The following is a 26,716-nucleotide window of genomic DNA, read 5'->3' on the forward strand; positions in this document are numbered from 1 at the left end:
TTACTCAAAGTTCTTGCTGCTTCGATTCCCCTACAGTCTAACTTATCTGATAGCTGAATTTTCTTGCGCTTACCCTGGCTACATCATTGGCTTCTAAGACACTTGCTAAATCAATCTCATATTGATCACAATATGAATTTACAACGCCTCTTTGCTCCTTAAACAGTCTGCTAAATATTTCATCCGCTGGCACATTTAAACGCTCATAAACTAGCTCACTAATGCGATCGCAATGTTGGGCATAGCCAGCCTCAATCAATTCTAAAATGTTATTTGATATTTCCATAATGATTTTTATTTACAACTTCTATGTATATGAAATAGCCCCCTAGTGATACCAATTCTCCATGAAGATGCATTATTACCTTCTGAAGTGTTTAAGATTACTAAAATTTTTCTTGAAAGACTTGACCAAAGTACGAAATCTCGTTACTATTACTAAGTTGATAATTAAATTAACAAGCTGCGGATGTCGTATAGTGGTAATACCTTAGCCTTCCAAGCTAAAGCTAGGGGTTCGATTCCCCTCATCCGCTCTCAGTATATAAAATAAATATTACTTCTATTGCGAAATTTGTAGTATGTACTATTAATTCTTGATCTTCAGATAGACATATATATCTTTAGTCGGACTTTTAATTATAAATTAATTATAAACTTCTCTCCTACAATAGATGTGCGATCGCTTGGCTAGTTGGTTCAATGAAGGTGTAAACAAACAACCAAAAATCTTACTTATGCCACAGCCAAATATTGGACTAACCGAAGAACAACGCCATGGCGTTATTGAGTTGTTAAACAGAGATTTAGCAGATCAATATTTGTTACTCATCAAAACCAAAAAGTATCATTGGGATGTAGTTGGGCCTCAATTCCGTACTCTACATACCCTTTGGGAAGAACATTATAATACTTTAACCATCAATATAGACGCAACAGCAGAGAGAGTGCGCGCTTTGGGTGGTTATCCTCTGGGTACAGCAGCAGGATTTATTCAGTATAGTTCAATTAAAGAACATGCCAACGATTTGCCATCTGCTAGTGAAATGGTTAGTCGTCTGGTACAGGATCACGAAGAAATTATCCGCAATTTTAGAGAAGACATTGATAAGTGCGGGGAAAATTACCATGATGAAGGTACTGCCGACTTTCTAACAGGCTTGATGGAACAGCATGAAGAAATGGCTTGGATGCTACGTTCCTTCATTGAAGGAGAAAATTTAAAAGGCGACGGCCAGCGCTCTGGTGCAGAAACTAAACCAGCAGTCAATGCCTAAGATTAAACTTCTTAGACTTCTAGCACGATTCATAAGGCCAGTTTTGGTAAGAAGTTTCTTATCCAATGCAGAGTAAAAGTATTCTTGCAGTCGGCTTGTGAGTAAAAATAAGACTTATTTGTAAATTAAGCTTATTTTTACTTCATTCTTTTGATTTCCACCATAAAAAAAGTCACTTAAAATTTTTAGCAATATGACAGAAACATATCAAGCAGAACGGACGATTACTGCTGTCTTCAAAGAGGAAAAGCAGGTAGATAATGTGGTTCGTCGGCTCATCGATCGCGGTGTAGCCCAAGACCATATTTCCTTAATGGGTCAAAATTTTCAATCGGAAACTCGGATTGCAGGCTTCATTTCTAAAAAAGATGTAATTCTCGGTGGTTTACGGACAGGAGCAGTTTTTGGCTCTTTGTTTGGTTCTCTACTTAGTCTCTTTACTGGCATAGGGGTGCTATTTATTCCCTTCATCGGTTCTGTAGTAGCGGCTGGTCCAATCACCGCAGTCTTATTAGGAGCAGCTACTGGGGCGATCGCTGGTAGTGCTGGTGCAGGATTAGCTTCGGCTTTAGCTACCCTAGGAATGCCTAAAGAAAAGGCAGCAGTTTATGAAACCCGTGTTCAAGCTGGGGAATTTTTGTTGATGGCAGAAGTCCCTGCCGATCGGTCTGGGGAATATCAGCTTTTGATTGAAAGTGCTGGTGGTGAGGAGATTCATATTAACGATTCGATCTTGCCTCGTCCTTGTCTTGGTAAGTGTGAAGATGTAGCCGATCTATCTCCTGAAATTCGTTCTCATTTATCAGAAGCAGCACAGCAAGACTTTATCGCTAGCTATAATGCTGCTTTGGCTGAAACCAACGACGAAACTAAAGCAGAACATCAAGCTTGGGTAACCATTAAAGACAAATACGACGAAGACGACCAAGGTGTCTGGTCGAAAGAAAAAATAAGTGCCTAAAATCTAGGCGATTGGGCAATGCTTACCATTAGCGATCGCCAAAGTCATTTTAATTGATTTTTGAGCGATTAGCTAATTTTTCAATTATTTAAAGTCCAAATTCACATTGCCTTGCTTAAGAAAAGTCATCGTGACAATACTTTAAAACTACGGTGTGATGATGACTGTTTTTTGTGGTCAATAGTGTCAGAAATAGCCAAGAGTATAAATTAACTAGCCATACTCAGGTTACTAAATCAACATAATTACCAGTAAGATCTTGCTGACCATAGCTAAAATAAAAAAGTGCCAAAAAAAAAGAATTTGTAGTTATTCTAGGTTAAGAACACAAATTCTTAGTTGAAAAAATCAATTCAAGCCTATGGCTGTTAACGACTTTAAAGATTACTACCAGGTACTAGGCATTAACAAAAATGCTAGTTCTGACGAAATTAAGCAAGCTTATCGCAAATTAGCCCGCAAATATCATCCTGACCTCAATTCGGGAGACAAGAATGCGGAAGCTCGTTTTAAGGAAGTTAACGAGGCACAAGAAGTATTATCAGACCCCGATAAACGTCGCAAATACGATCAATACGGTCAATATTGGTCGCAAATGGGAAAATCAGGTACGTCATCAAAGTCGTCAACCAATCCTGGAGTCAGTGTAGATTTTGGCGATTTTGATTTTGGTCAATATGGCAATTTTGAAGATTTTATCAACGAAATGTTAGGTCGTGGTGTAGCACGTGGGACGCGCAGCTATCGATCTTCTACTAACAGCGCTAGTACTAACTACGGTAACAATATGCCTCCTCCAGATAGTGAGGGGTCAATTACACTCTCTTTCTCGGAAGCTTTTAACGGTACAGAGAAACAGTTTGTCTTGGGTAATGAGACAGTAAAGGTACGAATTCCTTCTGGTGCTAAATCAGGAAGCCGTTTAAAAATTAAAGGTAAAGGTCCATCTAGTTCTGTTTCTGGACAAAGGGGAGATTTATATCTCAATATTGAACTACACCCTCATCCTTTTTTTAAGTTTCAAGGGGATAATTTAGTTGCTGAAATACCTATAACTCCCGAAGAAGCAGTGTTAGGTGCAGAAATTGATGTGCCAACTCCCGATGGCAAGGTGGCGATGAAAATTCCGCCAGGTGTAGACTCAGGACAATCTTTAAGACTCAAAGGTAAAGGCTGGTGGAAACCAAGTATGCAGCGTACAGATTTAATGCTGACCTTAAAGATAGTGACTCCTAAAGATTTGAACGAGGTTGAACAAGAATATTATCAAAAACTGCAACAGGCTAGTAACTTTAATCCACGACAAAAGCTCGATAATATTAAGCTGTAATTCCAGCAGCATTACAGTCAGGTAGGGCGTAGTAGGAGTAAGTAACATCAGTTAGTTAGCAAGAAGAATAGAGCAAGCATTAGAAAAAAGACAAGGCAGGGAAATTTGACTCTAACTCAGGTGTTAATATTTACAGAGCATATTTATACTGGACATAATTTTGCATGTCTAATCTTACTCCCGAACAACAAGCAGCAGCTTATGCACCCTGTGGCGTAGTAATCACAGCAGGAGCGGGTACGGGAAAGACACACATGTTGGCAGAGCGATATTTATATTATCTGCGATCGCGAAATTTATCGCCTTTAGAGATAGTTGCGGTAACTTTTACCGAAAAAGCTGCTACAGAATTGCGATCGCGCATCCGCGCTTTAGTCAGCCAAGAGTTACCCCAGCGTTGGGATCTGCTAGCTGAATTGGAAGCTGCTCAAATTAGTACGATTCATGCTCTTGCTGCTAGAGTCTGTCAGGAACACTTTCAGCTAATTAACATTCCTGCGGATTTTCAGGTATTGGATGATTTAGAAGGACAAGTTTGGTTAGATGATGGATTACAACAGGCAATAGCGCAACTATCGCCAGAGGTTTTTCAGCTCATTCCTTATTCTTTATTACAGGATATTTTGCTCAGGCTGCTAGATGATCCTTATACGGCGAGTCAAGCCTTGCACCAAGGTATTCAAGATTGGCAGCAATTAATAATTAATGCCCGACTACAGGCGGTAAAAACCATTGTTAATGACGCTGTCTGGCAGTCTATGCAGGAGATCCTCAAACAGCATCAGGGGCAAGCAGGAGATAAGTTAGAAGTAATTCGCATCTCTATCTTACAGGCGATCGCTAATTTAGAAAATAGCGAAAATATTGAGCAGGCAATTGCAACTATCGAACGGGTTAACCTGAGAGTAGGCAGCAGTAAGAATTGGCAGGATATGAAAGCTGTTAAAAGTGCCTTAACTAACCTCAGAGAGTCGGTTAAAAAAGTCACTAGTCAAGGGTTGCTAAATTTAGCCATTGGAGAGGCTGACGAACAGTTAAAATTAATCCTGCCCGCCTTAAATGAAGCCTATCAAGAGGTTACTGATTATCTTAGTCGGCTTAAACTCCAGCGGAAAGTACTTACCTTTAGCGATCTAGAACTATATGCTCTCCAGGCGTTAACTGATAATTCAGTACAAGACTACTATCATCAACGATGGCAAGTATTTTTAGTTGATGAATTTCAGGATACCAACCCTACCCAGGCTCAATTGCTGAATAGTTTAACTGCGAAGGCAGAATTAACCGTGGTGGGGGATATCAAACAGTCAATCTATGGTTTTCGGCGGGCGGATATTCGCGTATTTCAACAATTTCGCGATCGCATTTTAGACAACAACGGGAAAGAAGTTATTCTCAGCACCAGCTTTCGCACCCATGAAACTTTAATCCATCAGTTTAATCAGATCTTTGCCCCCCTGTTGGCGGAAAAACATCAAGATTTACATGCCTTTCGTTCGTCAGAATCATTAGAAGACAACAATGGAACAGATAAATATTTAGATAACTATCTACAAGTGTTAGTTATTGGCGATCCTCTTAAACCAGAAGGGGAAGAAAAACCAGCGAAGCCTAATAAGGCAAATCGACAGCGAGTAGAAGCATTTAGCCTAGCAGCAAAAATCAAGCAGATGCTGGAGGGCAAAACTTCTGTATTTGATCGACATACCAGCCAGACACGTCCAATTGAGCCAAAAGATATTGCGATTTTGACTCGTACCTGGCAACCATTAGAAGTATACGGCGAGGCGCTAGCAGCGGTGGGTATTCCTGTCGCCCCTGCGGGGGGTGGTAATTTGTTAGCTACCAGAGAAGCTAAAGATGCAACGGCTTTACTACGTTTTCTGGCTAATCCAGAGGATGACATTGCCTTAGTGGCGGTGTTGCGGAGTCCTTTTTTTGCCGTGAGCGATCGCCTTTTATTTACAGCACGAGCATCTTTTGCCACTTCAAAAGAACAGGATACCTGCTGGTGGGATGAATTACCAAAATTTGACTTAAACATGAACAAATTTAGTCAATTGTCTCGCCCTGTGAAGGTATTACAGCAGCTCTTAAAATCTCGTGAATCAGAAATGCCCTCTCGTGTCTTGCAGCTTGCAGATCGTTTGACGGGATATACGGCAGTAATTGCTAATTTAGCTGGTGCAGAGAGAAGATTGGCAGATTGGCGCGGATTTGGGCAGCTAGTTAAGGATCTCGAACAGGGAACTTATGATCTGTTTGGAGTAGTGCGTCGGCTCAAGCGTCTGTATCAACAAGAAGTAGCAGTTCCCCGCCCCATAGTTGCGGTGAATAACGCTGTTTCCTTAATGACAGTCTATGCTGCTAAAGGTTTAGAATGGGGTTTGGTAATTGTGGCAGATCTGAGCAAAGAACGCCCTAAGTCCTATCCAGTAATCCGTTTTGACGCTCAATTAGGTGTGGCGGTAACCAGTAAAACCCTGCTGGGAGAAACTCAAAAACCAGTCCTCTATAGCTGGCTAGAATACCTTCAGGAACAACAAGAACGCGAAGAAGCTGTGCGCGTATTATATGTTGCCTTGACCAGAGCTAGGGACTACCTCATCTTGAGCGCTGCTGAACCCTATAAAGGAGAACTAAACCGCCTACAGCGGGGGCTATCTGCTGCCAATATACCCACCCAGACTATCCCCTACACTGATGCTAAAGCACTTCCCCCCATACCCCAAACGCCTCCTTTACCAGCACACCTGCCATCATTATTAATTAATACTGTAGGTTCGGGATTATCAGAACTTCCCGTCATTGCCTTAACTGACTATGCTCGATGTCCTCAACGATTTAAACTGCATTTTATCGATGGGCATCCAGGTTTAGGAGAAGGTCTCCTAAAGGATACCGCTTCGCATATAGCCTACGCAATGCAGACAGGAACTTTAGTCCATAAAGCTCTAGAACACAACCTTACTCAACCTCAAGACTTATTACCCTTTGCCGAAGAAGATTGTTCACAGTCCGTACTTGATGAAGCGATCGCTTTAGCCATCAGATTCTTTAAACTCCCTTTATATCAACACCTGCGTCAAACAGCCGTTGCTAAAGAACAGCAGATTAGCTTTAAACTCGATCGCCTCACCTTTAACGGTGTAATCGATTTAGTGGGTCATGATTGGGTCTTAGACTACAAAAGCGATCGCACTATCCAACCCGAAGATCACCGTTTCCAACTTTGGGTCTATGCAGCAGCTTTAAATTATTCTCAGGCTCACATTGTCTATCTCCGCCACGACAAGATCCACACTTTTACGAAGAGTCACTTAGAAGAGATTGCATCTGAAGCTCATGGCTTAGCGCAGAACATATATCAGGGTAACTACATAGCTACCCCGACGATGGAAAAATGCGCCTACTGCCCTTACCTAGCTTTTTGTGACGACGCGACGATTTAAACTAGTACTACTATTGAGGAATGGGGTGATGAGATTTGAGAGTTATACTCAGTTAAGGAATCACAAGTGCGATCGCTTCATACTATTAGATTCTGAATCTACATTTTTGATTGGAGAACTTGTTCTAATAATTTAGGTGTCAAATATCCTTGGGTTAAGACAAAATCATGAAATCTTCTGGCGGTAAATTTTTTGCCAAGTACTTTTTTCGCTTGCGATCGCAATTTTAGAAATTGTTGATAACCATAGAAATAAGTGGGTGCTTGACCTATAAAAGTTTCGGTATAACGCTTAATTTCTTGTTGGGCAAAAAACTTGGAAAATCCAGCATCTTGAGTCAAAACCTTTAAAGCATCGGCAGTTGTGATTTTTCCCAATTGAAGTTCTGGTTCTAAAAATGCCCGAGCAGCACGAAGTAGTTGAAACTGGAGAGACATAAATCGTCCTTCAAGGGGCATATAAGGCTGCATCATTGACTCGGCATAGGTTGCCCAGCCTTCTACATTAGTGGCATTGAAAGCAAAATCAGTGCGAGCTTTAGATAGATTTTGGTTTTTAATTGTGGTTATTTGTAAATCGTGTCCAGGTCTTCCTTCGTGAACCGTCAGCGTCCATGACATGGCAGGATTGGTAAAATCATTGTACAGTTTTGCTTTTTTTCGATTTTGCAGTACAGGAATGACAAAGGTACTGGACTCACCATCGTAGAGCGGGACTGGAAAATTCCTATTTTCATTAGCTGTAGCTAAACGAATATTGAATTGATCCTTGGGGAGAGTTACTAAATCTTTCTGTTGAATAATAGTTTCCAGAGCTTCAGCGCGGTTTTGATAAAGACGTAAAGTGTCTTCGGCGGAAAGCTGTTCTTGTTTGAGCGCTTGAATTACATCTCGATAATGTACTGTCTTGAGTCCTTTCTGGCGAGCAATTTGAGGCGCGATCGCTTCCATTTGCTGCTGTACTTGAATAAAGGCAGTATGTGCCTGCTGGATTATTTCTTCAATAGGCGTTTCAATGCCTTGCTCTGCCAGCTTTAGCGTATACAATTCGGTTGGCAGGCGAAAATTATTCTCTGTCCTGGTTAAAATCTCCCGACGAATAAAGGTTTCATAATCAAATAACTGCCTCTTCAGTTTTGCGTAAACTTGCTCATAGTTGGGAACTTTTTGCTGTTGCAAAAAAGCTTGAATTTCGTAGACTTGGGATGCGTTTTTTTTGAGGTCACTCTTTAGCTGGGTTTTACTTGGAAGAACAACTGCCGATTTTTGGAGTTTAGTTTTGATGGTTTGTTCCAGGTAAGAAGTAAATGCTGTTTTGCCTGCCTTGAGTCCAGCATATTGTTTGAGCTTGGCAAGTATTGCCTGTCGCTGTTGGGAGGGTGATTCTGTCTCATTTAACGTAATTTTGAGAGTATCTAAAATAGCTTTACTCAGATCGACATAGGGTACACGATATTTTTCGTCAAGCTGATACGATCGCAATGTTTGCTGTCCGACTTTAAGCAAAATTTCTAAATCTAGATGGAGTTCAGGATTCTTTTCTTGAGCAAGTTTTTGCTCTAGATTTTTTACTGTTTGAAGAACACCTTTTTGTCTACATGCTCTAAAGGTGGGATTAATTTCTAGCAAACTTTCGCTGACGGAAAGCTTTTTCTGGCAGTCCTCGGCGGCGATCGCTTTTGATAAACCATCGGCAAACTCATTACTACGAACGATCCAAGCTGGCGATTTGGCAATGACAGGAGTTACTATTGCGATCGCTATACAAATGCAGCACGTTAAAATTGCGATCGCGCTCAATCTTAGCCTGCGAATCGCTTGAAACTTTGCCGAACGTATAGATAATATTTGGCACAATTTCATCAATAAATTACAGCCAATCTGGTCATGCCTAAATTAATACCCGACTCATCGATCAAAACAACGATAGATTAATTTTTTTCACAAACGACTGACTAACTTGAAAATTGAATTATGAAATTGCTCAATTCCCGTGATAGTTTAATGACCAACGAGAATTGAAGCAGCAAAGCAATTTAAAAGTATTTTCCTTCTGTCTCAGGGCTTTCCATTCGTGGTAGACCCATGCTATAGTTACGCACTCTTGCATTCAGGTTATAGCTCAGTTCACCATTAAGTAATAAAGAACGAATAAAGTGTTCTAAATCCGAACCAATACGACGCAGATTATATTCACTTAAGTCTGCCCCATTATTTTCTTCTACCAGTGCGTCAAACTGGCGATATACCTTTTGTAAAGTATCTTCATTCCAATTAAACTCATTGTCTGGGTCAATATCTAGAGTTAAGACGCGATCGCTAGGAACTAGCTCATTGCCCTTGACTTCGGCGCTATAGAGGCGAACATGACGGGTGGTTGATTTTACAAGCATACTAAATACTAAATATTTGAGGATCGAAGAAATTAGGGAATGATTGGCAGGAAAACCAGAGTTACCTCATCTATCCCTACCAAATATAACTATCGTAATTACTTATAAGCTTTAATACATTCTTCAACTAAAGGAGTAACTGCGTCAACATCTTTCCAGCCTTGAATTTCGGTAACTTTCTTTTCTAGATTTTTGTAAGTCCTGAAAAACTCAGCAATTTCTTCTAAGCGGTGAGGCGCAATATCTTTTAAGGAATTGACTTCATTGTAACGAGGATCTTCTGCGGGAACACAAAGAATTTTTTCATCGCGATCGCCACCATCAATCATCAACAGCATACCAATTGGTCGAGCAGCAATTATACAGCCAGGAAAAGTAGGCTCATCCATCATCACCATCCCATCCAAAGGATCGCCATCATCAGCTAAAGTATTGGGGACGAAACCATAATCATAAGGATATTTAACTGAGGCAAACAAAACGCGATCTAAAGCAAAAGCGTTCATGTCTTTGTCAAATTCATACTTGTTTTTGCTACCACCAGGAATTTCAATTAAAACATTAATGATGCCAGGTTTGGGCTGAGCAGGAATAAGAGATAGATCCATAAAATTCTCCGAATACTAATTGATTTATTTACAATAATGATTAAGCTAAGTTTTCTCAAGCCCAATCAAACCGTCATGAAAATTCTACCTGATTAACTAACCAAATCTAAATCCAATTTTCGTTAATCTTGTACAGTAGGATGAAAGAAGATGAGCTATTTAAACAACTATGGTCAACCTTGGTTCACTCCCTCTGACAACTGATACTAATCCTGGTGACAGTTTCGCCATTACGATCGCACCCTTATCTTTGGCAGAAGTATACAAACTGGCAGATGATGCAGCAAACGGCGCTGTGGTGGTCATGAGCGGGACGGTGCGTAACCAAACCGAGGGAAAAGCCGTAGAATATCTTGAATATCAAGCTTATCAACCCATGGCGATCGCTGTCTTTAATACTATTGCTGCTCACATTCGTCAGCAGTGGCAGGATGCTAACCGAATTGTGATTCATCATCGGGTAGGTAAACTTAAGATTGGTGAAATTAGCGTGATTGTGGCGGTAGGTTGCCCTCATCGTGGAGAGGCTTTTGCTGCCTGTCGTTATGCGATCGACACCCTCAAACATAATGCGCCCATCTGGAAAAAAGAGTTTTTTCGTGAAGATGACGGTACTGCTCACAGTACCTGGGTATCTATCGGCGCTTGTGAAGAGTAGTTAATGTTAACCTGAAGTCTTGAGAAAATTCCTAGCTTTATTGGGAGTCGAGCTTCTAAGTAGCTGGGTGAAATTAAATATAAAATAACGGATTCTTATTTTTCTCCCCTATCTCCACTACTCCACTACTCCACTACCTCACATAAGTCTTTAAATTAATTATGCCTAGCTACTTAATTGATTATTTCTGATAGCTTCTCTAATAACTCCTGTTCATTATAAGGCTTAGAAAAATAAGCAGCAGCTCCCAAATTAAACGCTAGTTTACGATGTTTCTCGTTACTACGAGATGTGAGCATAGCAATCGGTAAATTGCTCAATTCTGGTCGTTCTTTAATCTCTTCTAGCACACCATAACCATCTAGACGAGGCATTTCAACGTCACAAATGACAGCCTGTACCAAGAGTCCCGCCAATAGTTTATCCAAGGCTTCTCGACCATCTTTAGCCTGCTCGACGCGATAGCCAGCTTTTTCTAAAGTCAGACTGAGATAGCGACGGACATTGATTGAATCATCGACAATGAGAATAGTTTTAATGGCAAGATGGCTAATTTCTTGGTTTAAACCAGATTGATCGTTCAAGCGATCGCCTAAATTTTCGGCAACTAAGGCCAAAGGATCGATTAGAGGTATGACCTTACCATCACCAATAATCACTGAGCTAATAATCCCCGAAGGTAGAGGAATAGGACTATCTATGGTTCTAATAGTCGATTCTTGTTCATTCCAAAAACGACTAAGTTTCAAAGCAGCAAATGAATTATTGTTACCCACCACCAAAGTCATCGTGCGATTGATGACGGGATTGCCAGCTAGACCGACAGTATGGCGTGCAGCATGATAGGGTAAAACTTTTTCTATTTCAATCAAGGGAATTTCTGTTTGATTCCAAGCTACATGTTGCTCTTTGTCTGAAGCTAACATTAGTTCTGGGTCAACAGCGATTAATTCTCTAATGCTATCGGCAGGAATGGCAAAAATAAACTCTTTCTGTTCGACAATTGCTACTCTGAGAATGGATAAAGTAAAGGGAATTCTTAAAATAAAAGTTGTACCTTTGCCTGGCTCAGTATTGACTCGAACATCACCCCGAATTTCTCGCAAGTTGCTGCGGACGACATCCATCCCAACTCCCCTACCTGAAAGTTCGGTCACTTTTGCTGCGGTACTAAATCCTGGTTCAAAAATAAAGTCTAGAAGTTCTGTTGTTGATATTTGTGCTACCTCAGCTTGAGTTAGACCCATTTGGCAGACGCGATCGCGAATTTTGTCGAGGGAAATCCCCCCACCATCATCACTTAAAGTAATAATGCTATAAGTACCCAAATTGTTTGCCTGAATGGTAATTGTGCCTGATTCTGGTTTCCCTGCAATGATGCGAGTTTGGGTGTCTTCAATACCATGGTCGAAGGAGTTACGGAGCAGGTGCATCAAAGGATCGCTCAATGCCTCGATCACCGAGCGATCTAACAAAGTTTTTTCGCCTAAGATTTTCAGGTCTACTTTTTTATTAAACTGAAGATTGAGGTCGCGGATCACGCGAGGAAAACGTTTCACTGCTTCAGTAAACGGTAGCATTTGAGTACGGGTAACGTTGCCCTGCATCGACTTGGTAGTGTAGTACAAATCTTGTACCGACTGATTGACTTCTTGTACCCCCAAAGAGACATCCGTTGCCACCTCTTGAAGTTGCACAATTGTTTCTAGTTGTTCTTGGCAAATCAAATGAATATCGCTGTAGCGATCCATTTCTAGACTATCAAAGCTATCTTGTTGATTATTGCCCAAATTAACAGCCGTCACTAGCTGCTCTTGTTCGCTCAAAAGTCCTTCAACTGAAGCGCGATCGTACCATTGTTTTAATTGGGTATTAGAACGTTCCATCTGCAACATTCTTTGACTCATTAAGGCAACTACATTTTCTAGCTGTTCTAGTCGCAAACCAATACTGTTACGATTTAAAACTAGTTGTTCAAACAACGTATTAAACTGTTGGAGTTGCGAGACTGGCACTCTCACCATCTTCTCTACCTGTGGTAAGGATGGAGATTCTAGTAGTAGTGATGAAGATGTATTAGCTGTGGTTTCTGCTGAAGTTAAGGTGATTGTTTCCTCTAGTTCAGGCAAGTCGAAGGCAGACTGTAATCCAGTTAAATTTAGTGACTCTAGATCTAAAGGAATAAAATCTTCTTGTTCTGCGGATTCGTTCAGTTCAAAAGCAGAATGTATTTCACCCAATTCTGGATCTTCTTCCCAAGATAAATCGGCATCATTAATTGATACCGAGGCAAAAGCAGACTGCAATCCATCGAGTTCTTGAGTATCTAGGGCTAAAGAATCGAAATCTTGCGCGATCGCAGTATTATCTAAAAATTCTTGCCGAGCAAGTTCAAAATTGATTGTAGAATTAAAGTCTTGAGTACCAGTTTCTAGAGAAGATGGCAATCTATCAATACTGCCCCGTAAAACTAGGGCGTGGGATCGCCTCCAGGTTTTTAAAGCTTGCTCTGCTAGAGAGACAATTGCTGAGTCCGCTATGCTGGCAGCTTGTTGTTGAATAGATTCACACAGTTGAATAAAAGCATCAAGATTCGCCATATTACCAAAGCCGATTAACTCTTCGGCTGTGGCGGATAGTTCTTGGGCTAATTCACTGAGACTTAATGCTGATAATTGGCTTTCAAAGCGGTCTAGAACCCCATCTACTCCCTCTTCAAAGATTAATACCGCAGGGTCAAAATCTTCATTTTGGGAGAGCAGAGCATTCTCGTCTGTTGCTCGTAAATCGCCTAAATGCGATCGCAATTGAGTAAAAATTGTTTGAGTGCGATCGCTGAGTAATTCTAGCTGTTGATTAATCACTTCAGAAGCATCTGTTGATAGTTCCTGGCGATTTAAACTTGCTAGATTGCGTAAATAATCGACGCTTTGCAATAGTAAAGTTTCGATCTCAACAATGACAGTTTTATCCGCATAACGAACTCGTAAGATTTTAAAAAAATCTTCTAGACGGTGGGCTACCTGACTTAAAGCATTCAAGCTCATCATTGCTGCGCCCCCCTTAATTGAGTGAGCCGCCCGCAAGACAAGATCCACTTTCTGCGGATCGATTGCCGTATCGGCTAGTCCGAGTAGATTAGACTCCATCAGATTGAAGTATTCTTCAGCCTCATCGAGAAAGTTTAGGCGAATCTGTTGTTCTGTATCCATGTTGCGTTATCAATAATATGAGCAATATGAGCGTGAGTGATAAATAATCAATAGTTCAATAATTATTTGGCTACCTTAAACTGACCAACTGTAGACTCTAACTGAGCTGCAACTTTGGCTGTTGCTAAAATTGACTGCGCCACTTCTGTAGAGGATTTAGATGTGTTACTAGAGAGGTGGGCAATTTTTTGCATTAAGCTAATAATATTTTGCGAAACATCCGCCTGAGATATCGCACTTTGAGAAATAGAACTCATTAACTGATTTATTTCTTGAGATTTCTCTAAAACTAGATTTAAACTTTGTTTGGTAGTTTCTACCAGACGGGTAGTTTGCACCACCTGGGTAGTTCCCGATTCCATTGCTTGGTTTACTTCCTGGGTTTCGGTTTGAATCGCTGCGACAATACTGGCGATTTCTTTGATTGCTGCTGCCGATTGTTCTGCCAAAGCACCCACCTGTTCGGCTACAATCGTAAAACCTTGACCGTATTCACCTGCACGCCCCGCCTCAACACTCGCGTTAATTGCTAATACGTTGGTCTTAAGGGCAATTTCTTCAATAAAAGAAACCACCTGAGAAATTTTTTGAGAAGATTCTCCTAAGCGTTTCATTTTTTTGGCTGTTTCCCCTACCGTAGTTCGCAGTTCTAAAATACTGTTAACGGTCAAATCCATATTTCCTGTACTGTCAACAATGGTATTGTAGGTATCGTCAGTAATCTTTTCGGCTTGGCTGGCATTGGCAGCAACTTCTTGAATTGATTGCGACATCAGGGCAACCGATTTTAAAGTATCTCTGGTTTCTTTTGCTTCTAAGAGCGCTTGCTCGGCTAATAAACGAATCGCCTCTTCGTTTTGTTTGAGGGAATCACCCACTTGTTCAGAAGACTCTTTGGCTTCGATCGCAATGTCTTGCAAGTTGCCAATAATCGCATTGAACAAATCCGCAACTGTACTTAATTCCAGTGAGTCCAAGTTAGCTCGAACGGTCAAATCTCCTTCTGTAGCATCACTAACTTCTTCAATTAGCGCATAAATAGCTAGTTCTAGCTGTTCTTTTTCTTGTCGTATTTGTTCGGCGACTGTTTTTTGTTCTTGGAGGGATTTTTGAATTTGTTCGGTCATCAAGTTGATATTAGTATTCAATTCTCCCAACTCATCTTTACTATTCACCGCTAGGCGGGTATCAAGCTCCCCACTACCAATTTTTTTCACCGCTGTCACTGCATCAATGATCGGCATGGTGGCACGGTTAGCGAGATAGGATGCGATCGCAGCTACGAGTAAGGCAGTAATCCCAATACCAACCCCGAAAGTTAAAGCTAGCTGTCTTTGGGCGGCAAAAGCAAAGTCTACATCTTCACTAATGATGGCTTTCCAACCAAGTTCTTGGATTCCCTCTAGTTGAGTTGGGGCAGTAACGGAGACTAGTTGTCGAGTATTGGTAAGTTGATTGGTAATAGTCTGATTACTGCTTTCTTTTTTATCAGTAGTTAACGCCAAATCAGCAAAAATATCTTTGATCTGTAATTTTTGCTGTCCGTTTTTGCTAGCAAATTCTTCCGCTCCCAGAAAAACTTCGCCAGCATCATTAACTAGATAGTATTGCTGTCCATCTGTTTGATAGCTTTTAGCAATTTCTGCTAAAACTTTAACGGGTAAGCGGTTGCGAGCAAAACCAATGGGCTTGCCAGTAGTTTCATCGTGAATCGGTGAAACAGCATAAATACTATAAGTATCAGTAGATTTAGAAGCAATCGGCTGGCTAAGTATAGCCCTATTGGCTTTTAAGGCTGCCTGAACATAGGGACGATCAAGGTGATTTTCGAGTTTTGCTCCTTTGTCGGTTTGCGCAATTACATTCCCTTTTAAGTCAAAAACAGCGATACTATCATAAACACCATAAGCCTTATAAACACGCTGCAAAATCTCAGTTTTATCTTTAACAGTAAAATTTTCAGGGTCAACAAAAACTTTCAAACCCGTCAATACCTTAATATCACCAAGTCTTTCTTGCATAAAGCGACCGATTTTATCTTGTAACTCTCTCGCCCGCTCTTCTTCCAGCAAGATAGCATCTTGGGTAATCAACTTGTTGGCAAAATAGTAACCAGTTGCCCCCGTTACCAGCACGGGAATTGTGCCAATGGCGATCGCTAATAAAGTTGCTTTGGTTTTGAGCTTTAAGGATTTGCCCATACTAGGGCTTGAAGATTTAACCGAATTTAAATTGGCTTGTTTGTGATTATTCATAGTAATAAAAATAGTAATTAGGCTAATATAGCCGTACAAAGTTAGATTAGGATAAGTTTAGTTAACTGTTAGTAGGTAGTAGGTAGTAGGTAGTAGGTAGTAGGTAGTAGGTAGTAGGTAGTAGGTAGTAAATGTCCTAGCTTGAGTAGGGATTGCTATAAATAAGTAATTTAGATCAAATAGCAAATAGACTATAATTTTGCTTTATGCTTGTGTGGTTAAAGTTTTCAAAACATTATTTAATTCAATAATCGGCATCATAGATTCTCCCTCCTGAACAAATCCACTTACCAAAGAAACAATATTGGCAGGAGCATTATCCCAAGATAATTTAATCTTTTCTGCTGACAAACGGACAATTCCCTGAATTTGAGATACGGCAAAACCAACAAAAATTGCTGGCTCATTCATGGTTTTCAAGACAATAATTTGATACTGTCGAGAACTGATTAATTCAGCAGATAGAGTCAGCAATTGAGCTAAATCAAAAATACAAAATACGCGATCGCGTGAGTTCATCATGCCAATAGTAGATTTTGGCATACTAGGCAAGGAAGTTATTTTTGCTGCTTCGACAATTAATGATTCCTGTACTTGCCTCATCGACAACAAAGCCTTAACCTCTGGGGTAAGCTGAAATTTGATATAGGCATCCCCTGATGCGAGCTTACCCTCAAATAACTCTTGTAGGTTAGCTTGAATTCTCGAAGCCGCGCTAGATGTTGACATGATAAGTAGTCGTGCTGGTATTAATTGTATAGTTAAGAAAAGGTAGAAACTAGCGCGTGGGGCGTGCTGGGGGAATCCCAGCTTACGCAACCACGTAAGACGAAACTATAAACTAGATAAATAATTCTGCTTAGGTACTTAATTTATGATGATTTATCCAATAACTTCTTTGACAGCATTTACCAATTGATCCTGAGTGAAGGGTTTGGTTACATATGCTTTAACCCCCTGTTTCTTTGCCCACATGCGATCGACATCTCGATCTTTAGCAGTACAGGCAACTACTGGAATATGCTCGGTTTCAGGATTTTTGCTCAATTTACGACAAACATCTAATCCTCCCATCTCTGGCATCATCCAATCGGTGACGATCAAATCTGGTTTACTAGCGATACTTTGAGCGATCGCTTCTTTGCCATTGTTGACGGCAATAATTTTGTACCCAGCATCGGCTAGATATTTTTCCATTAAATCCAACTGGGATTGTAAATCATCAACGATGAGAATTGTTTTCATAATTTTTAGGTTGATTAAGTTAATTGAGCAAAGCAATGCTTGATTTAAAACTATTACTTACGCCACAGTGTAATTACATAATTATTGATAGTTCTTAAGTTAATCACTCTCCACCCTTTATGGTTAATTTAAGTTAGATTCTTATAATTCCCAGAAGCGCAGAAAATATTCATCTCTCAACTTAAAACTTATTAATTTTTATAAATACAAAAATCTGCCACAACATCCAATTAACCTGAATATTAAGGGCAGATTTGACGCTCTGGGCTGAAATTAAAGCAATACTTGTCGAACTGCATTGACTAAATCATCCTGAGTACAGGGCTTGGTAACGTATCCATTGACCCCTTGTTTTTTTGCCCACATGCGATCGACATCTCGATCTTTGGCAGTACAGGCAATTACAGGAATATTTACTGTTTCTGGGTCTTTTTTTAGTTGGCGACAAATATCTAATCCGCCCATTTTGGGCATCATCCAATCAGTGACGACAACATCAGGTTTATTTTGGGAAATTTTGGCGATCGCATCTTCTCCGCTATTAGCCATCACAATATTATAGCCAGCTTGAATCAAGTAATTTGCCATCATATCTAATTCTGATTTTATGTCGTCTACAACTAAAATAGTTTTCATATTTTTCATATTTTTTATATTTTCTAATTAGTAAAACTTGGAAGCTAAGGTATTGTTAAACAATAAAAGCTATATTTAATTGGTATGAATTTATCAAGCTAAATAAGATGTTTTTCTACCAGCTGATTCAAATCATGTTTGCTAAAAGGCTTGGTAAAATAATCAGTTGCACCCGATAATTTTGCTCTGGCTTTGTCAATTAAACCAGTATTTCCTGTAACCATAATAATAGGAATATGATTACATTTGCCACTATTTCTTAGTAATCCACATAGTTTATAACCATTAATTTTAGGCATAGTAATATCCAATAAAATCAAGTCTGGATTAATTTTAAAAACTTGAGATACAGCTCGTACAGGATCGTCAATTGCTGTAACTTGAAATTTATCTTGATCGAGAAAACGTTTGATTTCGCTGAGGATAGTTGGACTATCATCAATACACACTATTTTCCAAGTTTTTCCTGGAGCATCAACTCCAACAGCCTGAGTCATGTCATGATCATCATTATCATTGGTTTCAAATGACATCAGTGGAGCATTCACAATGCTTCTAGGAATATGGGGTATTTTATCGAAGGGTGCTTGAGGGTGATTTAAATAAATTATTTTATGTTCAATGTAGGGCGAGAGAACTTTGGCAACGTTAATTTCGTCTTTTTTGAGCAAGATTGAGAGTTGACGAATACTAGTACTTCCTTTTAAGACTTGAGTTAAATTAGTCAGTACTTTATGATTAAGCGAACCAGAAACTGGTAAAGACTTTTTTTCCCAACTGGGAGGAAAATAAGGACGTTGATATACCGATAGTAATTGCTCACTGCAACTACTCCACTGTCTTTCTTTAATCTCTGCCTCATTTAAACATTCCGCTACTTTCAAAGAAAGAGAACCTTGAATCTGTTGCGGAATCCAGTCAGGAAGTGTAGATTCAGCTTGCCAGGAAGATGTGCCAGATTCTAACCACAGACAAGATAATAAATCATCTTTGGTAATATGTTGAATTAGTTTTAGGACTTGAGAAAGATCGAGAACATGTTCGGCTAAAAGCCAAAGAATAACCTGTTTATAAATGTGATCGGCGGGTTGACTGTGTATGGATGATGAACTGTTGAGCAAAGAATTAGGCAACTGTTTAATAGCAGCAATTGCTTCTTGCCATCCAAAGTAATAGAGATGATATTTAAGCTGTTCTAACAGTTGTGCAGAGCAATATACATACTGTATCTTTCCCTGGGATAAATAAATTTGCCAAGTCAGATCTGCACTAATCTCAAGACAACCAGAACTATTAGCATCTGCTAGTTGAGATAATAACCTTTTAAGATTAAGCTTGATAGTTGTTGTCATAATGATAAAAATCAAATTAATGGTCTTATCATTCCCTAATCAAGCCAATTATCGATCAGTTTTAATCAGAAATAATTATTAAAATTAAATTGATGCCTGGAAATATCTGCGCAATATTTAGGCAAAAGTTTAGAGTACCCTGTAGGATTCCACCTCTAGTACAGCGCCAATCATCGCTATAGTCATAATATCCTTACGGATCTTGCCCTTAACTTCTACCTTAAGACCTCCTTTTTGTAATGCGGACACGGGATCTTTTAATTCGTAGGTTGTACCATCATCGGTTACTAATGCCCAAGTACCAAAACCAAAGCCTTTTTTTTCAATTGTTCCTATTAAGGTCATACTTATTCACCTCGATCATTAATAAGGGCTTGGTACTACCAAACCCTTAACCTAATTATAGGTGTCTACCTGTTAGTTAATTGACACTTGATTTAAACTCGTTGAGAATTTTTTTGGCTAGCTATATATGCCAAACCTAGACAAGCCAAAGCGTTGAGGATCAAATAGCTACGAGCGATCGCGCCACTACCCAATAGCCAGATGCCAGGATCGGCAAAAGCACTGACTCCCAAACAAGCAGCAACGCCAATACTAGAGCCAATGGCAAACCATTTAAGGTGGGAATTTAACAGCAAGGCGATCAAGATAAAAGGAATCAATGCGCTGGCAAACAGCGGATTAAGGTTAGCATTGCCAAACACCACATTACCTAATTCGGGCAAAGAGCTACCAAATAAACGCATCGGCCATTGCGGTAGATCGAACCAATATAGTCCCTGAAGGAAAAATAACCCAGAACTACCCAAGATCAGACCACTGTTTAAACCAAGGGTGACAGGCAGATAGTTGCGTAAAAACCAAGCTAGTAGATAAGACCCCAGTACCATAGCCAGCTTGGGTAATAGCGCCACTGCACCACCATCAATCCAGAAACCAAGGTTGAGATAACCACTTTTACGCAGCCAACGGAAAAAATCATTAAAGGTAATTTTGCCTTTAAGCGCTAGCTGAACTGCTGCATTAGCATCCAAATGTCCTGAACCAAAGTGATTGAGATGATCTTCCTCAACTTTACGCGCAGATTGCAGCAGAATATCTCGAATCTCATCTGGAGTCTCAACACCAGTAGATCTAACTAACGCAGCTACCCCAGATACATGAGGTGCCGCCATACTAGTTCCAGGAAAACCGACAAACACTGATTCACCAGTTGCAGGATTAATCGTATTTTGAATGATCTTACCGCTATTACCTTTACCCTCAGCACTACCTCCAGGAGCCGAAATATCGACCCCCGCCCCAAAGTTTGAATAGGAAGCTTTATCTCCCGCAGGATTGGTGGCGGCAACGCTAATCACATCAGGATAGCGAGCAGGATAAGACGCTGCATTACGACCTGCATTCCCCGCAGCAGCAACAATGACAACACCTTTATTATGGGCATATTTAATTGCTTCTTCCATCATGTTGCTAGCACCGCCACCACCCAAGCTCATGTTGATCACATTAGCACCGTTATCCGCTGCAAATTTAATCGCTTCAGCAATATCAGCGACCGTTCCGCCACCACTACTAGCTAGCACCTTCAAGGGCATAATGCTAGCCTCATAGGCGATTCCTGCTACTCCATAGCCATTGTTAGTAGATTGAGCGATAGTACCTGCTACATGAGTTCCATGTCCATTATCATCACTGGCATCATCTTTATTTTTAACAAAATCGTAACCTGGGACAAACTTAGTTGACTTCAAATCGGGTACGATGCTGACTCCTGTATCAATTACCGCAACAGTTACCCCTGCTCCCCTAGTTTCATCCCAAGCCTGTTCGATATTAATATCTCGAAAGTTCCACTGTCGATTGTATTGAGGATCGTTAGGAACATTACTGATGTGATATAGGTAATTTGCTTCAATATATTCTGTATCTTTACGCAGAGGAGAGCGCTTTAATTCCTTAAGTACTTGTTTGTCTCCCTCAACAATATAAATGCGATCGCTGATAGAGAAAAAACTGTTTAAATTAACCTGCTGATCATATTTTTCTGATAGCTGTTGAATCTCTTCGCTAATCTTAGTGATCGGTACATCTTCTTTAAAATCTAAAATAATTGAATTGAATTCTCCTTGGCGTGCCAGTCCTTGAAAATTAGCGAGAGCAAATCCAATTCCCAGAACAAATAAGCACAGCAGCAACAACTTTTTCATGGCTATTTGATTTAGCTATTATTTTCTTATCTTTAAAGATAACGCAACTCTAATCTGGTAGTAGTGGCGATCGCCTTTTTCATCTCTACACGTAAAAAAAGCGATCACTTTAGAAATAAATATATTGTTTTGTGTGAAATGGTTTGGGTTTTAAGAGGAAAACCATACAAAATTTAGAAGAATTTATTAACGCTTTGTGAAATTTTAAACATACTTTACTCATTTTGCGCTCGCATTAACATCCAGTAAAATAAAAAAGCGATTACGCGATCGCCCAAATTACTATTTGGCTAATGCAATAGAATCAATTGGTAATGTATTTTAAATTCTATAGTTTAAAAGAAAAGTAATTAGAACGAACAAACGTACAATTAAAAAAGAAGCTGCCCAATCGACAAAATAGTACAGCTTCTTCATTTAAAACCTAACTGAATTATAGCAATGAGTGTACAAATAGAATCAGACCTCAAAGAAATCCTGACTCGATTCGAGCAGAGATTTGACAAACTCGATCAAAAACTAGACAAGCTCAATGACAATACTACTGATATAAATTTGAGGCTAACTAAGGTAGAAACCAAACTTGATGCAGCCACCGAAGATATTAGAGAAATTAAATCTACACAAAAGGCTTTAAGTACTGATGTTTCAGACCTCAAAGGGGCCAAATCTTTGATTATTCCAATATTGGTTGCAGTGACGACTAGTATATTGACTTTAATCATCAGAACCATACCGATTAGTTAGTTTGAACTAGAAGCCTAGCAAGTAACTATCCTGATATTTCCAGTTTCTTGTTGCTCTATTTTACCTAGGTGTCCACATTTTGTAGTATACCAAGAAAGCGATCGCTTTCTCAATACGGTATTGCTTAATTTTAAAATATTTCAAATTAGCGGAATTGGCGATCGCCTGTTAGGAAAATTATTAAGGCGATCCGAAGGCTACGCGATAGCGTAATCGCTATTAATCAAAACATCTGTTGCGATCACCTTAACATCGAGTCAAACAGAAAAGCGATCGCACTTACTAAATGCGATCGTGCATTTGAACTGAACAAACTGAAAAATTCAAGTTTGGTTTAAGTCAAGTATTTTTGGATTATAATTTAGGTAAGGAGCAAAAGTAAGGAAAAATTCAAATGGTACAGGCTCGCTTAACAGGTAAAGGACAAGTTACTATCCCCAAGGCAATTAGAGACTATCTACACCTAGATACTGGAAGCAAAATAGATTTTGTCATTGATGAAAATGGAGAAGTCAAAGTTATCTCTTTAAATGTCGCTGTAGAAAGCTTGTCTGGTATTCTCCACCGTTCAGGAATGAAAGCAGCTTCTTTAGCAGACATGGAACAGGCAATCGCCCAGGGTGCTAGTGATTGGACTTGATACTAATATTTTGGTGCGATATCTAACCAAAGATGATCAGGCACAATGGAAACAAGCAGTAGAAATAATCAATAATGCTGAATCTTGTTTTATCTCTAACATCGTTTTGTGTGAGATGGTTTGGGTTTTGAGAGGAAAACCCTATCAATATCCTCAATCAGAAATTTTGAAAATCATAGAACTTTTACTGCAAAGCTCTAAATTGGAATTTGCAAATCGTACTGTTATTTACCAAGCATTGAAACTTAACAAGTTAGGAAAAGCTGATTTTGCCGATTATCTCATTGGTGCAGTCAATCATTTTCACGAATGCAGCACAACAGTAACTTTCGATCAAAAGCTGAAAGATGATAAATGGTATCGAGTTTTAGATTAAATTAATCTGCCATTAAGTTTTTTCAAATATTCCTAAGTGCGATCGCAAAATATAAATTCCCAGAAAAAAAACGATCGCCCTACCTAGAGAGATCGCATAACTCCATTAAAAAAGCGATCGCACTAGACAGGGCGATCGCCAATAAATTAAAATGACGAGGAATTGACGTTGCTAAACTTTAAAATTAACTAGCAACTTGGATTATTTAGCTAATGCAATAGAATTAATTGGTAAAGCTTCTGCTTCCAGACGAGTTAAATCCACAACTTTACTAGCATGGTCTATATCAATACCAACTAAATTACCTTCACTATCAAAGTCAAGCACAATGCTAGGAGAAACTTCCTGAGAGTCGGTGCTAGGTTTTTCGCTCAGACTAATATAAAGCGAGTCTGTTTCGGGATAGTAATTAAATTTCATAGTTACTGGTTCTTAAAATTTCGGTCTAGAAAAGCATTATGAATTGTTTCCCCATCTTCTAGAGTAACAACTCTAAAATATTTATTTAGTTCGGCAATGTATATCCAGTGACGAATTCGTCCGTCGGGTTGTACTTCCTTTTTGGCAGGCTCTTGAATTGCTTTTTGACACCACTCTCGATTGATATAAGGTCTTTTTAATAGGACTTGTTCCTCAACAACGTGGTTGGATTTGCGCCGTAAAACGACGCATCCCCCACGTTCAAAATAACGAGTTGTTTTCAATATAGCTTCCCTTGTGTTCCTTTGAGCAAGTTATTTTATCTCTTTTGCGTGCAAAAACTTGGGTTAGTTTCTCATAAACAAAGCGATCGCATGGCTTAAATACAACTTGAAACAGGCGATCGCAATATATAAATTCCCAGAAAAAAACGATCGCCCTACTTAGAGAGATCGCATAACTCCATTAAAAAAACGATCGCACTTAATACGATCGCTTGTCAGGAAAATTATTAATGCGATCGCTATTAATCAAAACATCTGTTGCGCTCACCTTAACATCGAGTCAAACAGAAAAGCGATCCCACTTACTAAATGCGATCGCTTTTTTATTAATTCAAATTAATTCAGATCAAAATATTTATTTAGTCTGAGATGGGATCTGTAACTCCAGTAATGGTCATAGTGACGGTGGCACTAGCAGTATTATTACTATTATCACTTACAGTATAAGTAAAAGTATCCGTGCGAGTTTGTCCGTCGTTTAAAGACTCAAAGCTGCTATTAGGATTATAAGTGAAAGTTCCATTGCTATTAAGAGTGACCAAAGCACCTGATGAAAGAGTAACTGCTGTCCCGACATTAGCTGCAACTCCGTTGACCATGGTGATAGTAAGAGGATCGCCATTAGGATCGGTGTCATTAGTTTTGACGTTACCAGTAGTCGCAGTATCTTCATTAGTAGTGAAAGAATCTGGTACGGCATCGGGGACATCAGCAGCCCCATTAATGGTCATGGTCACAGTCGCAGTACTAACGTTGTTTTTACTATCTTTAATCTCATACGAGAAAGTATCAGTGGCTGTCTGACCAAGATTTAAAGACTCAAACTTGCTATTGGGATTATAAGTAAAAGTTCCATCGCTATTAAGAGTGACCAAAGCACCAGAGGGTAAATTAACTTTCTTACCGACATTCGCTGCAACACCGTTGACCTTACTAACACTCAATCCATCACCTAAATCGTTAGTGATAACATTGTCGTTAGTTGGATTATCTTCATTAGTAGAAACTTGATCTGCCATAGCAGTAGCCAAACGCTCGACGGCTGTACCTCTAATAGTTTGATTGGCTGCTGAAAAAGTATGATTATCAGATTCAAATTTTGCCCCACTAGTTACTAAAGTTTGAATCACGATTTCATCGTATACTTGGTTATTAAAGAAGACGTTGACATAAGCAAATGGTTCGCCATTGTGACCACCACTTTGATTAAGTCTATTGGGATTACCGCAATATTGATTGGTGTTATTAGTATTGTTACCATTGCATGATCCACTACTGCCAGCAATACCCGAATTTTGAATAAATTTAGTTAAATCTTTGGTTTCAAAAACAGTTACATCCTGACCATCATTTTTAAAAATTATTTTGTTAGCTGCATCGCCTGCTGACCACCAGAAACCAAAGTATCTTTGGTCTTGGTTAACTTTAACGTTAAAACTATTTTTGCCATCAGCTTGGGTAATATATTTAGTTGCGTCTGCACCACCCCATTGGTCTGCGTTCATAACGTTTAGATCGCCACCATAAGTATAAGTAGTAGTACCGTTAGTTTTGGTAAATCCTGCTGTTCCAGATTGCTCGTTAAAATTAACGACATAAGTTCCTGCTGCTGGTAACTGTGAAGCTTGAGTCCTAGGTGCTTCTAATGTTACTGTAATTGACTTTTCAACTGATGCACTACTAGAGTTATTGGAGCTAGAAGTAGTAGCGGTTGATGTACTGCCAGAGCCACAATTTGAGCCAGTGGAGCTTTGACCACGCAATTCGACATCATTGACTAATAGTTGAAGTTTATTTTGAGCTTCTAAAATCTCTAAAGAAGATAAAGTTGAATTAGCAGCCTCAATTCTTCTAGTGATGTAATCGCCATTACCAGGGTTACTGGGATCAAATTGCGTTACAGTGATTGTTTTTCCTGTGGATAAAGTGATCGGGATAGGTGCATTATTACCCTGACCATTATTGGTGTTGCAAGATTGACTACTATTACTATTACCATTGCCATTGCCATTGCCATTGCCATTATTAGCTAATGCAGACTGTGCAATTAAACTTCCTGCTATCAAAATAGCGACAAAAGTACAAGCTGTTAGTTTTTTTAGATTAATAAATTTAAGCATTATTTGTGGGTCTTCTTCCTATCGTTTTTATATAGATTGTTTGTGTAGTAACTTGAGTTCGTTTTTCTAACTTATTAAGAAAATTCATTACACTAGATTTCCTAGTTCATCAACAATAACAGTGGTGAATTGCTAACGTAAACTCTTGAAAATACTGAACTTATTTGGCTTTCTATTGCGAAGCAATCATGTTTACTGATTGTCTTTGACGAATTTGCTATGAAGAAGGTTATAGACTGCATAATGTAATCAACAAAAAAAAGCGACCACACTTAGGGCGATCGCTTGTAATTAATAACTGTAATTATTATGTTTTGGTTGGTTTTTATATATCAATAATTGGTTTATTTTCTAGATAAATATACGTATCATTACTTTAAAGCCCCCTAAATCCCCCAAACTTGGGAGACTTTCAATTGTTCTCCCCCCAGAATTGGGGGGCTGGGGGGGGCAAAACCTAGAAGCCAAACGTAAAAAAATAACTTTCTTGACTGGCGATCGCCAAATGTGGTTTAATTAAGATTAAGATTTTCATAAT

General features: G+C 39.4%; 23 protein-coding genes and 1 tRNA gene. 9 read left to right on the forward strand and 15 right to left on the reverse strand.

Annotated features, from left to right (window positions below):
- Positions 1-37: 37 nt before the first annotated feature.
- Positions 38-286 carry a hypothetical protein gene (locus C7B62_RS11920; protein ID WP_106236261.1) on the reverse strand — a complete coding sequence of 83 codons (249 nt, stop codon included), beginning with the start codon at positions 284-286 and terminating at the stop codon, positions 38-40.
- Positions 287-465: 179 nt separating this feature from the next.
- Here C7B62_RS11920 and C7B62_RS11925 point away from each other — a divergent pair.
- The 5 genes from C7B62_RS11925 to C7B62_RS11945 all read left to right on the forward strand — a co-directional run bounded on the left by C7B62_RS11925 (position 466) and on the right by C7B62_RS11945 (position 7,020).
- A tRNA-Gly gene (locus C7B62_RS11925) sits at positions 466-536 on the forward strand.
- Between the two features lie 201 nt (positions 537-737).
- A complete protein-coding gene (locus C7B62_RS11930) occupies positions 738-1,277 on the forward strand; it encodes a Dps family protein (RefSeq protein ID WP_106236334.1) in 540 nt (179 codons plus the stop codon).
- A 193-nt stretch (positions 1,278-1,470) separates the two neighbouring features.
- Positions 1,471-2,238: a ChaB family protein gene (locus tag C7B62_RS11935; RefSeq protein ID WP_106236263.1), complete on the forward strand. Its 768-nt coding sequence runs from the start codon at positions 1,471-1,473 to the stop codon at positions 2,236-2,238.
- Between the two features lie 361 nt (positions 2,239-2,599).
- Positions 2,600-3,568, forward strand: coding sequence for a DnaJ C-terminal domain-containing protein (locus C7B62_RS11940; RefSeq protein WP_106236266.1), 969 nt, complete (start codon positions 2,600-2,602; stop codon positions 3,566-3,568).
- A 164-nt stretch (positions 3,569-3,732) separates the two neighbouring features.
- The gene (locus C7B62_RS11945) at positions 3,733-7,020 is read left to right on the forward strand and encodes a UvrD-helicase domain-containing protein (protein ID WP_106236268.1); all 3,288 of its coding nucleotides are present in this window, start codon (positions 3,733-3,735) and stop codon (positions 7,018-7,020) included.
- 98 nt (positions 7,021-7,118) lie between these two features.
- Here the strand turns inward: C7B62_RS11945 and C7B62_RS11950 are convergent, their stop codons facing one another.
- The 3 genes from C7B62_RS11950 to C7B62_RS11960 form a co-directional block, all read right to left on the reverse strand.
- On the reverse strand, positions 7,119-8,882 hold the full coding sequence (locus C7B62_RS11950) for a DUF885 domain-containing protein (protein WP_106236270.1): 1,764 nt from the start codon (positions 8,880-8,882) through the stop codon (positions 7,119-7,121).
- A 173-nt stretch (positions 8,883-9,055) separates the two neighbouring features.
- Entirely contained in the window at positions 9,056-9,412 is a 357-nt protein-coding gene (locus C7B62_RS11955) for an NAD(P)H-quinone oxidoreductase subunit M (RefSeq protein ID WP_106236272.1), read from the reverse strand.
- 98 nt (positions 9,413-9,510) lie between these two features.
- Positions 9,511-10,020, reverse strand: a complete 510-nt coding sequence (locus tag C7B62_RS11960; protein ID WP_106236275.1) for an inorganic diphosphatase — start codon at positions 10,018-10,020, stop codon at positions 9,511-9,513.
- A gap of 169 nt (positions 10,021-10,189) precedes the next feature.
- On the opposite strand from C7B62_RS11960, the gene C7B62_RS11965 reads away from it, so the two are divergent.
- The gene (locus tag C7B62_RS11965; protein WP_106236277.1) at positions 10,190-10,678 is read left to right on the forward strand and encodes a molybdenum cofactor biosynthesis protein MoaE; all 489 of its coding nucleotides are present in this window, start codon (positions 10,190-10,192) and stop codon (positions 10,676-10,678) included.
- Between the two features lie 173 nt (positions 10,679-10,851).
- Here the strand turns inward: C7B62_RS11965 and C7B62_RS11970 are convergent, their stop codons facing one another.
- The 8 genes from C7B62_RS11970 to C7B62_RS12005 all read right to left on the reverse strand — a co-directional run bounded on the left by C7B62_RS11970 (position 10,852) and on the right by C7B62_RS12005 (position 21,591).
- Complete coding sequence (locus C7B62_RS11970) at positions 10,852-13,890, reverse strand: hybrid sensor histidine kinase/response regulator (protein WP_106236279.1); 3,039 nt, start codon at positions 13,888-13,890, stop codon at positions 10,852-10,854.
- 62 nt (positions 13,891-13,952) lie between these two features.
- The gene (locus C7B62_RS11975) at positions 13,953-16,145 is read right to left on the reverse strand and encodes a methyl-accepting chemotaxis protein (protein ID WP_233219928.1); all 2,193 of its coding nucleotides are present in this window, start codon (positions 16,143-16,145) and stop codon (positions 13,953-13,955) included.
- Between the two features lie 204 nt (positions 16,146-16,349).
- The gene (locus C7B62_RS11980) at positions 16,350-16,874 is read right to left on the reverse strand and encodes a chemotaxis protein CheW (RefSeq protein WP_106236281.1); all 525 of its coding nucleotides are present in this window, start codon (positions 16,872-16,874) and stop codon (positions 16,350-16,352) included.
- 153 nt (positions 16,875-17,027) lie between these two features.
- Entirely contained in the window at positions 17,028-17,390 is a 363-nt protein-coding gene (locus C7B62_RS11985) for a PleD family two-component system response regulator (protein WP_106236283.1), read from the reverse strand.
- A 273-nt stretch (positions 17,391-17,663) separates the two neighbouring features.
- Positions 17,664-18,026 carry a response regulator transcription factor gene (locus C7B62_RS11990; protein WP_106236286.1) on the reverse strand — a complete coding sequence of 121 codons (363 nt, stop codon included), beginning with the start codon at positions 18,024-18,026 and terminating at the stop codon, positions 17,664-17,666.
- A gap of 98 nt (positions 18,027-18,124) precedes the next feature.
- Complete coding sequence (locus C7B62_RS11995) at positions 18,125-19,378, reverse strand: response regulator (RefSeq protein ID WP_106236288.1); 1,254 nt, start codon at positions 19,376-19,378, stop codon at positions 18,125-18,127.
- A gap of 129 nt (positions 19,379-19,507) precedes the next feature.
- The gene (locus C7B62_RS12000) at positions 19,508-19,729 is read right to left on the reverse strand and encodes a DUF5818 domain-containing protein (protein ID WP_106236290.1); all 222 of its coding nucleotides are present in this window, start codon (positions 19,727-19,729) and stop codon (positions 19,508-19,510) included.
- An 86-nt stretch (positions 19,730-19,815) separates the two neighbouring features.
- The gene (locus C7B62_RS12005) at positions 19,816-21,591 is read right to left on the reverse strand and encodes a S8 family peptidase (protein ID WP_106236293.1); all 1,776 of its coding nucleotides are present in this window, start codon (positions 21,589-21,591) and stop codon (positions 19,816-19,818) included.
- A 441-nt stretch (positions 21,592-22,032) separates the two neighbouring features.
- Between C7B62_RS12005 and C7B62_RS12010 the strand changes: the two genes are divergently transcribed.
- From C7B62_RS12010 to C7B62_RS12020, 3 genes are all read left to right on the forward strand, one after another.
- On the forward strand, positions 22,033-22,338 hold the full coding sequence (locus tag C7B62_RS12010) for a shikimate dehydrogenase (protein WP_106236295.1): 306 nt from the start codon (positions 22,033-22,035) through the stop codon (positions 22,336-22,338).
- Between the two features lie 394 nt (positions 22,339-22,732).
- Positions 22,733-22,978, forward strand: a complete 246-nt coding sequence (locus C7B62_RS12015; protein ID WP_106236297.1) for an AbrB/MazE/SpoVT family DNA-binding domain-containing protein — start codon at positions 22,733-22,735, stop codon at positions 22,976-22,978.
- Positions 22,965-23,354 (forward strand): PIN domain-containing protein, encoded by a 390-nt coding sequence (locus C7B62_RS12020; protein WP_199194164.1) that lies wholly within the window; start codon positions 22,965-22,967, stop codon positions 23,352-23,354. The genes C7B62_RS12015 and C7B62_RS12020 overlap by 14 nt, the downstream gene beginning before the upstream one ends.
- 201 nt (positions 23,355-23,555) lie before the next feature.
- On the opposite strand, the gene C7B62_RS12025 is transcribed toward C7B62_RS12020, so the two are convergent.
- From C7B62_RS12025 to C7B62_RS12035, 3 genes are all read right to left on the reverse strand, one after another.
- Positions 23,556-23,774, reverse strand: coding sequence for a DUF2283 domain-containing protein (locus C7B62_RS12025; protein ID WP_106236301.1), 219 nt, complete (start codon positions 23,772-23,774; stop codon positions 23,556-23,558).
- Between the two features lie 2 nt (positions 23,775-23,776).
- Entirely contained in the window at positions 23,777-24,058 is a 282-nt protein-coding gene (locus C7B62_RS26530) for a hypothetical protein (RefSeq protein WP_233219930.1), read from the reverse strand.
- A 359-nt stretch (positions 24,059-24,417) separates the two neighbouring features.
- A complete protein-coding gene (locus C7B62_RS12035) occupies positions 24,418-26,178 on the reverse strand; it encodes an Ig-like domain-containing protein (protein ID WP_106236304.1) in 1,761 nt (586 codons plus the stop codon).
- Positions 26,179-26,716 lie beyond the last annotated feature (538 nt).

The sequence above is a fragment of the Pleurocapsa sp. CCALA 161 genome, from assembly GCF_003003995.1.
In the GTDB taxonomy this organism is placed as follows: Bacteria; Cyanobacteriota; Cyanobacteriia; order Cyanobacteriales; family Xenococcaceae; genus Waterburya.